The 13,771-nt window shown below is 54.5% G+C and carries 12 protein-coding genes; 2 read left to right on the plus strand and 10 right to left on the minus strand.

Annotated elements, in window-relative coordinates; all coding sequences use genetic code 11:
• Window positions 1-30: 30 nt before the first annotated feature.
• The 3 genes from RGB73_RS16655 to RGB73_RS16665 form a co-directional block, all read right to left on the minus strand.
• Window positions 31-1,545 (minus strand): sugar ABC transporter ATP-binding protein, encoded by a 1,515-nt coding sequence (locus RGB73_RS16655; RefSeq protein ID WP_310763725.1) that lies wholly within the window; start codon window positions 1,543-1,545, stop codon window positions 31-33.
• A gap of 106 nt (window positions 1,546-1,651) precedes the next feature.
• On the minus strand, window positions 1,652-2,641 hold the full coding sequence (locus RGB73_RS16660) for a substrate-binding domain-containing protein (protein ID WP_310763727.1): 990 nt from the start codon (window positions 2,639-2,641) through the stop codon (window positions 1,652-1,654).
• 102 nt (window positions 2,642-2,743) lie between these two features.
• Window positions 2,744-3,736 (minus strand): LacI family DNA-binding transcriptional regulator, encoded by a 993-nt coding sequence (locus RGB73_RS16665; RefSeq protein ID WP_310763730.1) that lies wholly within the window; start codon window positions 3,734-3,736, stop codon window positions 2,744-2,746.
• 174 nt (window positions 3,737-3,910) lie between these two features.
• Here RGB73_RS16665 and RGB73_RS16670 point away from each other — a divergent pair, with 174 nt between their 5' ends.
• On the plus strand, window positions 3,911-4,879 hold the full coding sequence (locus RGB73_RS16670) for a sugar phosphate isomerase/epimerase family protein (protein ID WP_310763731.1): 969 nt from the start codon (window positions 3,911-3,913) through the stop codon (window positions 4,877-4,879).
• A gap of 54 nt (window positions 4,880-4,933) precedes the next feature.
• On the opposite strand, the gene RGB73_RS16675 is transcribed toward RGB73_RS16670, so the two are convergent.
• The 4 genes from RGB73_RS16675 to RGB73_RS16690 all read right to left on the minus strand — a co-directional run bounded on the left by RGB73_RS16675 (window position 4,934) and on the right by RGB73_RS16690 (window position 10,612).
• Window positions 4,934-5,617 carry a metallophosphoesterase family protein gene (locus RGB73_RS16675; protein WP_310763733.1) on the minus strand — a complete coding sequence of 228 codons (684 nt, stop codon included), beginning with the start codon at window positions 5,615-5,617 and terminating at the stop codon, window positions 4,934-4,936.
• A 135-nt stretch (window positions 5,618-5,752) separates the two neighbouring features.
• Complete coding sequence (locus RGB73_RS16680; protein ID WP_310763734.1) at window positions 5,753-6,079, minus strand: hypothetical protein; 327 nt, start codon at window positions 6,077-6,079, stop codon at window positions 5,753-5,755.
• 7 nt (window positions 6,080-6,086) lie between these two features.
• Window positions 6,087-8,636 (minus strand): DNA topoisomerase IV subunit A, encoded by a 2,550-nt coding sequence (gene parC, locus RGB73_RS16685; protein WP_310763737.1) that lies wholly within the window; start codon window positions 8,634-8,636, stop codon window positions 6,087-6,089.
• A 2-nt stretch (window positions 8,637-8,638) separates the two neighbouring features.
• The gene (locus tag RGB73_RS16690) at window positions 8,639-10,612 is read right to left on the minus strand and encodes a DNA gyrase/topoisomerase IV subunit B (RefSeq protein ID WP_310763739.1); all 1,974 of its coding nucleotides are present in this window, start codon (window positions 10,610-10,612) and stop codon (window positions 8,639-8,641) included.
• 530 nt (window positions 10,613-11,142) lie between these two features.
• Here RGB73_RS16690 and RGB73_RS16695 point away from each other — a divergent pair.
• Window positions 11,143-11,520, plus strand: coding sequence for a YflT domain-containing protein (locus RGB73_RS16695; RefSeq protein ID WP_310763742.1), 378 nt, complete (start codon window positions 11,143-11,145; stop codon window positions 11,518-11,520).
• Window positions 11,521-11,589: 69 nt separating this feature from the next.
• Here the strand turns inward: RGB73_RS16695 and RGB73_RS16700 are convergent, their stop codons facing one another.
• The 3 genes from RGB73_RS16700 to RGB73_RS16710 all read right to left on the minus strand — a co-directional run bounded on the left by RGB73_RS16700 (window position 11,590) and on the right by RGB73_RS16710 (window position 13,762).
• Entirely contained in the window at window positions 11,590-11,892 is a 303-nt protein-coding gene (locus RGB73_RS16700) for a DUF1292 domain-containing protein (protein ID WP_310763744.1), read from the minus strand.
• Window positions 11,893-11,977: 85 nt separating this feature from the next.
• Window positions 11,978-13,408, minus strand: coding sequence for a PAS domain S-box protein (locus RGB73_RS16705; protein ID WP_310763746.1), 1,431 nt, complete (start codon window positions 13,406-13,408; stop codon window positions 11,978-11,980).
• Between the two features lie 183 nt (window positions 13,409-13,591).
• Window positions 13,592-13,762, minus strand: a complete 171-nt coding sequence (locus RGB73_RS16710) for a hypothetical protein (protein WP_310763748.1) — start codon at window positions 13,760-13,762, stop codon at window positions 13,592-13,594.
• Between the last annotated feature and the right edge of the window lie 9 nt (window positions 13,763-13,771).

Raw genomic sequence — 13,771 nt, forward strand, 5'->3', positions numbered from 1 at the left:
CTACGTTTGTTCCACTTCCATTTTAGCTGTTCAACCATGCACCGGATTCGCTACAGCGTTTCTTGCGCCTGTCGCATAGAGCATGATCGACTCTTCGTTCATCTGCTGGCGCAACAGCGTCGCAGCGATTTCCCCCTGGTACATCACCATGACCCGGTCGCACAGCCGCAAGATTTCCGGCAGCTCCGAAGACAGGACGATGATCGCCTTCCCTTGACTCGCCAGTTCCCCGATGAGCTGATAGATTTCGCTCTTGGCCCCCACATCGATGCCTTGCGTCGGATTGTCGAAAATCAGGATGTCCGGGTCGGCCTGGAGCCATTTCGCCAGCACGACCTTTTGCTGGTTCCCTCCGCTCAAACTGACGATGGGGGCGTACGGATCTACCGCTTTGATCGAGAGCATTTGGCGATACCTTTCATACGCCGCCTCTTCCTGTTTTCCGTCGATCAACCCATTTCGTTCAAATTGCGAGAGAGACGCCAAACTCAAATTTTCCAAAATGCTCATGTCCTTGATAATGGCGTTTTCCTTGCGGTTTTTGGGTACGAGACCGATACCTGCCTGCAAGGCTTGGCGAGGGTGGGTCAGCTTGCGTACTTGTCCATTGACGCGTATTTCTCCTTCGTACGGGCGGCACCCGAAGATGGCCTCGAACAATTCCGTACGCCCGTCACCCGCAAGCCCCGTAAATCCGAGGACTTCTCCTTTCATGGCCGTGAACGCAACGTTTTGAAACCATTTGCCGCTGCTTAGGCCCTTGACCTCGAGACAGACTTCTTCCGTCCGACCGGAGCCATTCCGCTGTGTGCTGTCGATTGTTTTTCCAACCATCAGGCGGGTCAGCTCTTCCTCGTCTGTGTCCGCCACGCGCCCCGTACCTGCCAGTTGCCCGTCCCGAAGCACCGTGTAGCGGTCACAGACGCTAAGCACCTCTTTCAGCTTGTGCGAAATGTAGATGATGCTGACGCCGCTGTCCCGCAGCGTACGCATCGTGTCCATGAGATGTTCGATTTCGTAGTTGGTGAGCGCTGTTGTCGGCTCATCCATGATGATCAGCTTGGCGTCGGTCAACAAAGCTTTAGCGATCTCGACCATTTGCTTGAACGACGGTTCCAAATCGCGAACGAGCGTTTTCGGATGAAGAGATGCCCCCATCATACTCAGCAGCTCTTCCGTTCGCCTGCACATGTCTTCCACGCGCAGGAAGCCAAAACGATCCGTCCATTCCGCTCCCAGAAAAATGTTTTCATAGACAGTCAAGTCTGCGACGACATTCAGCTCCTGGTGTATAAAACGGATGCCCGCCTGTTTGGAAGCTCTGGGGTCTGTCATGCGGGTGCGCTGTCCCTCGATGTACATTTCGCCTGCGTCCGGCTGCAGGACCCCTCCGAGGATGTTCATCAGCGTGGACTTCCCCGCTCCGTTTTCCCCCAGCAGCGCGTGGATTTCCCCTTTTTGCAGGGAGAAGTCCACTCCTTTTAATACCGGGACTCCATTGAATGCTTTGTGGATCCCCTTCATGACCAGTACGTTTTCCGTCATGAGCTCCTCCTGCCAACCGCTTTGATGCCTAGAAGAAAGGACGGCCATTCTCGGACGATTGATCCCATCCACTGCCGTCCTCTTCGCATTCAGGCATGCCTCGCGCTTAATAGTTCGCGTTCGGATCGTAGAACTTGTCGATGTTGTCCTTCGTGATCGGCGTCGCTTCCAGCATCTTGACCTTTTCCGCCGGGGTCTTGCCGCCCACGATCTCCGCTGCGAGCTTCACCGCATCCTTGACCATCAAAGGGGAGTAGGTGAAAGTCGCCTGCATCAGCGGATCGTTGTCCTTGATCAGCTTGTAAATATCCTTGTGGCCGCCCGCCCCTGTCACTACCTTGATGTCTGTTCGCTTCGCCTCCTTGATCGCCTGCAGCACGCCCAGCGCCATCTCGTCGTCGTGCGTGTACACGGCATCAATCTGCGGCTGAGATTGCAGAATATTCTGCATAACATTCAAAGACTTTTCCTTCTGGAAGTCTCCAGACTGACTGACAATGATCTGCATGTCGGGGTGATCTTTGATCGCTTCGCGGAACCCATCGCTGCGCATCGTCGTGACAGAGCTCGGCACACCGATGATTTCCACGATCTTGCCTTTTCCGCCCAGCTTGTCGGCCAAATATTGGCCCGCATGTGTTCCGATGCCCTTGTTGTCCCCTTTGACGAGCGCCGTGAAATCGTCGCTTTCCAGCTCGCGGTCCACGACGATCAGCGGGATGCCCGCTTCCTTCACCTTCTTGGCGACAGGCGTCATCGCTGCGGACTCGATCGGCAGCATGACGATGGCGGAGACCTTTTTGGAGATCAAATCTTCAATATCGTTGGTTTGCTTGTTCGGATCAGCTGCCGTGGTGATCACGTACTTGAGACCTTCCGCTTTCGCTTCGTCCTCCGCATTTTTGATGACAGCTCCCAGCCAACCGTGGTCGGCCGCCGGGAAAGACATCCCGATTACTTTTTCCGCCGGAGCACTCCCGCCTCCCTGCGGCGCTTGCCCGGATTGTCCCCCGGACGAACTCCCTCCGCCGCTGCATCCAGCCAGCGCCAGCAAACCGGCCAAGGCGAAGGCGGCCCATCTCCCCAAACGTTTCATGTACTCTCCCCCTTATGGTATGAATGGATAACCCGGATCAGCTTGCCCACGTTGGAAGCGGTTGCAAGAAATCCGGGAAAAGCCCTTTCCCACATCTTCCGGTCAGCCCATGGTCGACTCGCGGATAATCAGTTCATAGTCCATGACAATGCTTTCAACCCTCTCCTGCGGCGACGCGATGCGCTTGATCAGCATCCGGGCCGCCTCGCAGCCCATTTCGTACATCGGCTGGGCTACTGTCGTCAAACTCGGATTCATCATGCTCGCAAACGGAATGTTGTCAAAGCCGACTACAGCGATGTCGTCTGGCACTTTCAGTCCCGCTTCCTTGATGCTCCGCAGCGCGCCGATCGCGAGGGTGTCAGACACCGCAAAGACGGCTGTCGGGCGGCCTTCCTGGGCCAAAAGCGACTTCATCGCGCGATGACCGCTCTCAAAATGCAGATCGGTATGAAGGATATAGCGATCCTCTGCAGGTATGCCGAACTCTGAAAGTGCCCGCAAATACCCTTCCTTGCGAAGCCTTGCGTACAGAAAACGCTCGTCCGAGTTGATGATCGCCACCTTCCTGTGCCCCATCGTCAAAAGGTGCTTCACGGCCTTGTAAGCCGCCGTCTGATTGTCGATGGACACGTAGGGCGTTTCGTCCACTTCACTGTACTCGCAGCACTGGATGACCGGATACTCATCGCCGAGCTGCCTGATATGAGCCAGGTCGACGGCAGGATCCATCGAGATGACGCCATCTGCCATGCGGTTGCGCAAAAGGTCCAGATAGACGTTTTCCCTCTCCACATCGGAGTCTGTCGTGCAAAGCAGCGTATTGTACTGGTGGCGCCTGGCGATGTCTTCGATGCCCTGGACGATTTTGGAGTAGAATGGGTTGGAAATACTGGGGACAAGGACGAGCAGCATCCGGCTTTCCGCACAGCGGAGGTTGCGTCCGAGCATGTTGGGATTGTACTGGAGCCGCTCGATGACCTCTTCGACTTTTGCTCTCGTCTTTGGGGACACCGAAGCATGATGATTCAATACGCGGGATACGGTAGCAACAGAGACTCCCGCTTCCTTCGCTACTTCTTGAATGGTTGCCATGAGTCTTGGTTTTCCCTTCAATTTGTAATCGATTACAAAATTACTGTAGCGGAGGGGACTACTAGCTGTCAACAATAATTTCGAATATTTTTATGATATTGACGATTCTAATAAAGGTGCTCTACTATGGTTCATGTAATCGATTTCATTTCATAGACTCGGGAGGTGTTCTTCATGCAGTTGGGAGTTTTCACCGTCCTCTTCTCCCAAAAACCGCTGGAAGAGATGCTGGATACCGTCGCCGCCCATGGCCTCTCCGCCGTAGAGCTGGGAACGGGCGGATTTCCCGGCGACGCGCATTGTCCGCTTGATGAGCTCTTGGCCAGCAGCGCGATGCGGAAAAGCCTCTTGGACGCCGTCTGCTCCAGGGGACTGCGTATCAGTGCTCTCAGTTGCCACGGCAACCCGCTCCACCCCCAGAGACGGATCGCCCAGGAGGCAGATGCGCTCCTACAAAAGACGATGCAATTGGCCGAGCTGCTCGAGGTACCCGTCGTCAACACGTTTTCCGGTTGTCCCGGCGATTCTGATGACGCACGCTATCCGAACTGGCCGGTTGTCCCCTGGCCCCACGACTTTCAGGAACTGCTCGCCTGGCAATGGAACGAAAAGGTTTATCCGTATTGGACGAGGATCGCCCAGCTGGCACAGTCCCGTCAGGTCAAAATCGGCCTGGAGCTGCACGGCGGCTTTTCCGTCCATTCCCCCGGCACGCTCCTGCGGCTTAGAGAACGAGCGGGAGAAGCTATCGGGGCCAATCTCGACCCGAGCCATCTGTGGTGGCAGGGCATCGATCCGGTGGGAGCGATCCGCATTCTCGGGCGGGAAGGAGCCATCCACCATTTTCATGCGAAAGACACCGCCATGGACCCGATGAATCTGCCCATGCACGGCGTGACGGATACCCAGCCTTACACCAACATGCTGGGACGGGCTTGGCAATTCCGGACGGTGGGGTACGGGCACGATCTCAAGACGTGGGCGGACATCATGAGCGCCCTGCGACTGGTCGGCTATGATTACGTCGTCAGCATCGAGCATGAAGACGGATTGATGTCTGTCGAGGAAGGGTTCGGCCGGGCTGTGCGGCACCTTCAGCAGGTGCTGATTCGCGAGCCGCTGCAGGAAATGTGGTGGGCATGACAAAGGGCGATCCCCAGGCCTCTCTCGACCAGGGATCGCCCCTTGTCTATTCGGTTACACCGAATAGACTTTTTTGCTCGGCAGTTCCAGACAGTTCAGCCGTCCGCCGAAAACGGCGCCGCCATCAATTCCGATGATGTTGTTGCTGCCGAAATAAACATCGTGATTGCCTTCGCCATGGAAATTTTCCGTCGGCGTATGACCGAAAACAACGGTCTTTTCGCCTTGGTAGCCATCGTGAAACTCGCTTCGGATCCACATCAGCGTATACGGATCGGTGTCACAAACCGGGGTCGTCGGATGTACGCCACCGTGGACAAAAATATAATCGTCCGTCTCGTAGTAGCAGTTCAGCCTTCGCAAAAAAGCGATGTGTTCTTCCAGTATCGGCGACAGCTCCAACGATTCCGGCGCACCGTTCGCAAGCTCGCTTGCCGGATGCCCGTAGCTGGCGAGTGTCTTCTGTCCCCCGTTGCGAAACCATCGCTCGATAAACACCGGATCCTGCTCAAACGACTTGATCATCATATGATCGTGATTCCCCAACAGGACGATCGCCCCTTTTTCATGCAGCTGCATGACTTTCTCCAGTACACCTTTGGAGGAAGGTCCGCGATCGACGTAGTCTCCCAACAGAATCAATTGATCCTTGGCTGGGTCGTACTTCACCTGTGCCAAGAGCGATTCCCACTTTTCCAGTTCCCCGTGAATATCGCTGATTGCCAAAATGCGCTCCATTCTTGAAACCTTCTTTCTCTAGCTTGCTCGATCCTAGTGTAGCCTTGGGTCTGCTCATTTCCATGACAGCTTCACCCAAGAAAACAAGGCAGCCTTGCGGTGATTCCCAACCGCAGGGCTGCCAGTCTGTCTTGCTTATACGGGAGAAAACTGCGAGAGAATGGTCTCTTGGCGCACCGTATCTCCATCAGGCAAATGCACGACGAGGACGCCGATGCCTTCTTCTGCACCATCCTCCCACATCAGGGAAAACGGCACGCGTGCATGGGCATCGTCTTCCTGCAGGCGGCTGAGCATTGCCCGCAAGGTGTCCGCCGTCAGCGGCACGGGTACGCTCGCTCCCTGTTCGCTTGGGATGGACAGCCATTTCGGAGCTTCTTCGAAATATTGGACCGTATCCAGCAGAAGCGATACTTGCTGCCAGCTCAATTGCGAAACAAACGGTTCAAATGCTTGGGCCATTTCCGTATCACTCCTTCCCATCGTCAGAGTGGCCATCAAAGAGCCCGTACCGATCCTCTGAAGACTTCGATGCGGAGGAAGCCGCGCCGTCACTAGAGCCTTTCCCAGACGGTTCCTCTTTCCCTTCCTCTGTCGGCAAGACGGTTTCGAAAGCGACAGCCTTCACGCCGCCCTCCACAACGGAGCGGCCGATACCGCCTTGCTCGTTCACGTTCACCTGCTCTGTCGCAACGAGACTCCACTCGCTATGCTGCGTCCACGCGTACATCGTTTCATCGATGCTGATCGCGATCAGTTGATGCGGGTTGTTTTTGCGCTTGCGGATCAATTGCACGCCTTTTCCGGCCCGGCCTTGGAGCGGGATATCTGCAATGATCGTCCGTTTCACTACCCCTTCAGTCGTCAGCAAGCTGAACGCCCGGGCATCCTCCGCTTCCACCGGCAGCATGGCGATGACCTCATCCCCTTCCGCCAGCGAAATGGCTTTAACCCCACTCGAAGCACGTCCGGTCGGGCTGACCTCGTTTCGCGGAAAACGAATTCCCATGCCATCGCGTGTCGCTCCCAGCACGCAGCCTTCGTCGTCTCCCAGAAATGCCGTAATGAACTCATCGTCATCAGTCTTGAGCTTGGCAGCTACCAGCGCATTCGAACGATTCGTCTCGTATTCGGAGAGCGCCGTCTTCTTGATCAGCCCCGAGCGGCTGACGTGATACACGTACAGCGGCTGTTTGAAGCTCTCCACGATCGCGAAGCCGACGATCTTCTGCTGTTTTTCCAGAGGAATTACGTTCACGAGCGCGGAGCCGATATCCTTCCACTTGTCGTCCGGGAAGGAATTCACCAGCGTCGCGAAATATTTTCCGTCCTGGGTAAAGAACAGAGCCGTGTGCGATGTGTTGGTCTCGACGAAGTGACGGACTCTGTCCCCATCTTTTACCCCGCACGTCTCGATGGTACCGCCCATCGACTTGAAGGAGCGCGGGCTCGTCCGCTTGATGTACCCTTCGTTCGTGAGCGTCACGATGCAATCTTCCGCATTGATCTGCATCGCAATGTCGATCTTGATTTCCTCGATCTCGCCCTGAATCTCCGTCAGACGGGGCTCCGCGTACTTTTTCTTGATCTCGTTCAGTTCGCCCGTGATCACCTGGATCAGCTTTTTCTCGCTGGCCAGAATCGATTTGAGCTCTTCGATGTCTTTCGCCAAAGCGGCCAATTCCTTCTCCAGTTTGACGATGTCGAGGCGAGTCAGGGACGCGAGCTGAATGGCCAGAATCGCGTCGGCCTGCAAATCGGTAAAGCCGTACTTCTCCATGATGTTGCGCTTTGCATCGGCTCGATCCTCGGAATCCATGATCGTCTCCACGATTTCGCGCAAAATGGATTTCGCGCGGATCAGACCCTGAACGATGTGCTCCCGATTCTGTTTTTTATCGAGATCGAACTGGGAACGACGGGTGACAACCTCTTTCTGATGGTCGATGTAAGCACCGAGCAGCTCCTTGAGGCCCAATTGCTTGATCGTTCCCTCGTGGATCACGTTCATGTTGTAGTTGTAATAGATTTGCAGATCGGTATTTTTGAACAGGTAGTTGAGAATGGCCTGCTCTTCCGCCTCTTTGCGAATGTCGATGACGATTCGGACTTTTTTCTGCTCCGCCTCTTTTCGTCCGGTTTCGTCGCGGACGGCGATAGCACCCTCAATTTTCCGCTCCATCACGAGCTCGTCGATTTGTCCCACCAGCTTGGATTTGACGACTTCGTACGGAAGCTCGGAAATCACGATCTTTTTGATCTTGCCGCCCTTCGGCTCCTCGATGTGGGTCTTCGCTCGAATGATAAACTGGCCCCGCCCGGTTTCAAACGCCTTGCGGATGCCGGAAATGCCCTGAACGATGGCGCCTGTCGGAAAGTCCGGGCCTTTTACATACGTCATCAGCTGATCCAGCGTTATCTGCGGATTCTTCATCTGGGCGACAGCAGCGTCTATGATCTCGCCCAGATTGTGGGTCGGGATGTCTGTGGCAAACCCGACGGCAATTCCCGATGCGCCGTTTACCAGCAGGTTCGGAAAGCGCGATGGCAAAACGGCAGGCTGCTGAGCCGAGTTGTCGTAGTTCGGGATAAAGGTGACCGTATCTTTTTCGATATCGCGCGTCATTTCGTTTGCCAGCGCAGACAGGCGGGACTCCGTATAGCGCATCGCCGCCGGCGGATCGGCGTCCAGGCTGCCGAAGTTCCCATGCCCCTGAATCAGGACGTGGCGCATTTTCCACCATTGCGCCATCCGTACCATCGTTTCATAGATGGCCGTGTCGCCGTGCGGGTGGTATGTCCCCATCACAAACCCGACGGTCTTCGCAGATTTGCGATACGGCTTGTCATTCGTGTTGCCTTCTTCGTACATCGCGTACAAAATGCGGCGCTGAACCGGCTTGAGTCCATCCCTGGCATCCGGAATGGCCCGGGACAGGATGACCAGGTTGGCGTAGTCGCCAAAGCGCTTGCCCATGATTTCTGCAAAGCTTTGCTCGATAATTTGATTGGACAGCATGCTTATTCATCCTCCCCCATTTCAAAGGTGACATGGCTTTCGATCCATTCGCGTCTCGGGGGAACTTTGTCGCCCATCAGCACGGTGACGAGCTTCTCCGAATGAGCCAGGTCTTCGAGCTGCACTTTGATCAGCTTTCGCGTCTCGGGGTTCATGGTCGTCTCCCACAGCTGGTCGGCGTTCATCTCGCCCAAACCTTTGTACCGCTGCACTTCCGCTCCGCGGCCTGCCTGCTTCAACGCCTGCTCCAGCTCCTGGTCGTTCCAGCAGTAGATGGATTCCGGCTGCTTGCTTCCTTTCGCCTGCTTCCTCACCTGATAAAGCGGCGGCTGGGCGATGTACAGGTGTCCCGCCGCAATCATCGGGCGCATGTAGCGGAAGAAGAACGTCAGCAGCAAGGTTTGAATATGAGAACCGTCCACGTCCGCGTCGGACATGATGATGACTTTGTCAAAGGCGCAGTTTTCGATGGAAAACTCTTCGCCGATATCCGTCTCCAGCACTTCCAGAATGGTGCGGAACTCTTCGTTCGCCAGGACTTCGGAGAGCTTTGCCTTTTCCGTGTTGAGCGGCTTTCCGCGCAGGCTGAACAGAGCCTGAAACTCGGAGTTGCGCGCCTGCTTGGCGGATCCGCCCGCAGAGTCCCCCTCGACGAGGAACAGCTCATTGCGCTTTGAGTCCTTGTATTGCGGCGGCGTGAACTTCTCGGAAATGGACTTGCGCTTTTTGGCCGTTTTGCCTTTCTTGTCGCCGCGCAGCGCTTCCCGCTGCTTTCTCAGCTCCTCGCGAATTTCCGCGGAACGCACCGCTTTGTCGATGAGCAGCTTGCCGATCTCCGGATTTTCCTCCAGAAAGAATCCCAGCTTCTCGGACACGATCTGTTCGACGATGGTCCGCGCTTCTTCATTCCCCAGCTTGTCCTTCGTCTGCGACTCGAACTGGACGTCCGCCATTTGCAGTGACAGCACGCCGAGGAAGCCTTCGCGCAGATCGTTTCCCGTGAGGTTGGGGTCCTTGTCTTTCAAATACCCTTTTTTCCGGGCAAATTCGTTGAAGATTCGGGTCGTGCCGTTGCGGAAGCCCGTGACATGCGTCCCGCCGTCACTCGTCACGATCGAGTTTACGTACGAGACGAGCGTTTCCGCGTAGCCGTCGTTATATTGAAAAGCCAGCTCGACGTAGACATTGTCCTTCTCCCCCTCGAAGTAGACGATGGGATGGAGCGTATTTTTTCCTTCGTTCAAATAGGCGACGTACGACTTCAGGCCGTCCTCGAAGTAAAATTCATCGCGCTTCTTTTCGGGGCCGCGCTCGTCAATCAGCACCATCTTCAGCTTTTTCAACAAAAAAGCGGTTTCGCGGAAACGGTCGCGGATCGTTTCATAGTCGAAACGGGCGTTGCCAAATACCGCTTCGTCTGGCAGAAAACGGACCGTTGTCCCTGTTCGCTTCGTGTTTCCGACGATTTCGAGGTCCGTAACCGGCTTCCCGACGTGCTCGACTCCTTTTCCATCCACCACGTATTCGAACCGCTGCTTATGTATTTTCCCTTCGCGGTGAATCTCGACTTCCAGCCATCTGGACAGGGCGACAACGACACTGGAGCCTACTCCGTGCAAGCCACCGCTTTTTTTGTACCCGCCTCCGCCAAACTTGCCGCCTGCGTGCAAGGTCGTAAATATCACTTCCGGTACCGGACGCCCTGTTTTGTGCATGCCGGTCGGAATTCCCCGGCCGTGGTCTTCCACGCTCACACTGCCGTCCTTGTACAGCGTGACAATGATCGTATCGTTAACGCCTGCCAGCGCCTCATCCTTCGCGTTGTCCACGATCTCCCACAGGAGATGATGCAGCCCTCTGCTGCCCGTGGAGCCTATGTACATGCCTGGCCGTTTGCGAACGGCAATCAAGCCCTCGAGGACCTGAATATCTTCTTCGGTATACGTCAACGTATGGAGTGTGTCTGTTTCCTTCAATCGAGTTCTCCCCTCTACATTCAGCAACTTCCCAAAAATCTTCTGTTCACCGAAGTGCTCTCGAAGAAGCTGGTTACCTTCTTGAGAAGATGGCCAAATTGCCAAAATACCTGTTCTCCATTCGGGTGCCCAAAAAAGCGAACACTTAATCGCTATTGTACCGTATGATTCCCAATGTATTCAATCCTGGCGTCCAAATGAGCTTGAAACTTGGCGTTTGCCACCTAGTTGAGCAAAGGCTTTCGCCTAAAGATGGTATCGCTTTCTTTTCCAAAGCCTCTTCGTCTCGCGCACTCGCACGGGAAAGCATACGGGATATGACAATCCCCGCTCTGGAAATCCTATCGGAGCAAAAAAGCCACCTCGCCCGTGCGAGATGGCCGATTTCGCTAAAGTTTGCAGATATAAGTTTAGCATTTCTGGCAAAGAAAGGTCAAAGAGAAAGCACAAGTTTTTCCATTCATCCCGCTTGAGCCGCTGGGCAACCTAGTAAGGCATCGATACCTGAGGCGAACAAGGGGGGATCAAGAGTGATTAGTGCAACGAAGCCGTTTGTGAAATTCCATCGGTACGACGGTGAACTCGTTTCGGATATTCAAGCGTTGAACTCATCGGGTTACCACAAGGATGACATTTGGGTCCTGAAGTGGAATCCCGATAAAAATCACTCCAATCAACGGAACAATTTTTATAAATACAGCACCCATTTCGAAAGCGCGAAAGGGGACATCGACAGCAAGGCCCATTTTTTTGACAACGGCGCTGAAGAACTCCGCACCCGCTTAGAAAAGCTCGGGCTGACAAAAGACGAATGCTCTTCGCTTGTCCGTGAGCTGCAAGAGACCGACTACACGTGTCTGCTTGTCGTGCGGGATCTGAAAGACAACATCATCAAGATGAACGATTGACCCCAAGAATGCCGAAAGCCACTGCCTGGCGGATGCCAAGCGGTGGCTTTGTCTTGCAGGAGGAAGCAATCAGTCTTCCTTGATCAGTTCGATGCCTTCGAGGACTTCATTCAGCTTTGCGTAAACGACGCTCTCTTCGCCTTCTTCCAGAGGCACCATTTCTCCGCCATCTACTTGGAACACGAAAATATCCACTTCTTCGTCCAGTTCTTCTTCGCTTTCCTCATCTTCAAGCGCTTCCGTCAAGGCAATATATTCTTTACCGTTCAGGTCGAACAATGCGATTACTTCAAAATCCCCCAACGGTTCTCCATTTTCGTCATCCAGGGTAATGATATCGCCCAGTTCCAGGTCTTTGTTTTCTTCCGTCAATGAGTTCACGTCCTTACGATGTTATTGGTACTCGTATCCATCATACCGTTTTTTTCCGGCGGAAGCAAACAGGCGAACAACATGATCAGGTCGGGAGCTGCACCTCGAACGATGTGCCTTCTCCGATCCTGCTGTTCACCTTGATATCACCGCCATGCTGGGCCACGATCTTGTAGCTCACCATCAATCCTAGACCTGTTCCCGCTTTTTTGGTGGTAAAAAACGGCTCTCCCAGCCTGTCCAGCAGCTCCTCCGGAATTCCGCAGCCCTGGTCGGTGAAACAGATGTGGAGCCTGCCACCCTCCTGTCTCGCAGCAACCGTCACCACTCCGCCGTCCGGCATCGATTCGATCGCATTTTTCATCAGATTGAGAAAGACCTGCTTGAGCTGATTCTCGTCGCACATGACCGCCGGAAGCTGAGGGGGGCAGAGCGTCACGATCTCGATGTTGTGCATAATCGCCTGGGTCCTTGCCAGCATGATGATGTCATCGAGCAAGGGCCGGATCTCCCGTCTCTGGTAGAAAACGACTTGCGGCTTGGCCAGCACCAGAAACTCGCTGATGATGAATTCGATGCGATTCAGCTCCGAAAGCATAATTCGGAAATACTCTTCGTTGCCGTTCGCATCCGATTGCAGAAGCTGGACAAAGCCTTTAAGCGACGTCAGCGGATTGCGGATTTCATGGGCGACCCCTGCCGCCATCTGGCCGACCACGGAAAGCAATTCAGACTTTCGTACCATTTCCTCCGCCTGCTTGCGTTCTGTCACGTCCTGCAGAATCCCGATCACGGCGGGCTTCCCTTTGTATGTCGTCGTCTTTTGCACGACTTCCACATCGATCACGCTCATATTTTTGCACAATCCGCGGAATTGCTGCCGGATGTTCGACCGATCGCCCTTTGTACGGCGCTCCTGGTGGGTGAGAACCACCTCCCGCTCTTCCGGAACCACCAGGTCAGCGGCTGTCAGCTTGACCATTTCTTCTTGGGTATAGCCGAAGATGTCTGCCAGACGGGGATTGACGTAAACGAATCCCGCCTCTTCCACATAGGCAATATAGACTCCCACGAGCGTGTCTTCGACGAGACTGCGGTACAGTTCCTCCGTCTCCAAGAGTTGCAGCTCCATTTGCTTCCGCTCGGTAATTTCCGTCGTGGTTCCGAATACTTCCCTGACCACACCTCCTGAATAAATGGGAGAGAGTGTGGTCCAAAACGTGCGATCTCCGATGGTCGACTCCACTTCCATCGCTTTGCCCTGCCAGGCTTGGTGATAGGCTAAGAGCAGTGCACCCACCCTCTCGAGGTGAAGCACATCCTGAATCCTTTTTCCTTTGACGGCATCGGTAGTCAACCCAAACTCGTGCGCCAGTTTTCCTTCCGACATGATCGCGATGAGGTCGCCGTTCTGATCCTGGGTATAAGCAAAAACATGGTTATGTACGTTTTCCACAGCTTGAAATGGTCCTTGCCTTGGCGAATTCGTCGATTGCCCCACATAGTGAATTTGCAAACAGCATGCACCTCTTTAGTCGCGCGTCTATGGGAAAACAATTCACCGTTTTCTGTCTATTCCCTCTTTTTCAGGATGCCCTGCAACCGTTGTGATTAGAAAGCCTGGCTGCGCCATGCCTTTTGGGCGGAGCCGCGTCTGTACAAAAAAAAAACAACCCACCGTCCGGCAGGTTGTCTTTGGTTACTCGCTCATCTCTTGCAATACACCTTTTTCCAGCAGGAACGCTTCTTCCGCCTGCAAAATGGTGATGATTGCTTCCCGTTTGACGTACGTACCGGCTGAAGCGAGACGTTTTTCAATAAAACGCAGCATTTCTTCAAAGTCGATGATTTGTACCTCTTGATCGCCCACGACATTACC

The organism is Brevibacillus brevis (assembly GCF_031583145.1).
Lineage (GTDB): Bacteria > Bacillota > Bacilli > Brevibacillales > Brevibacillaceae > Brevibacillus > Brevibacillus brevis_E.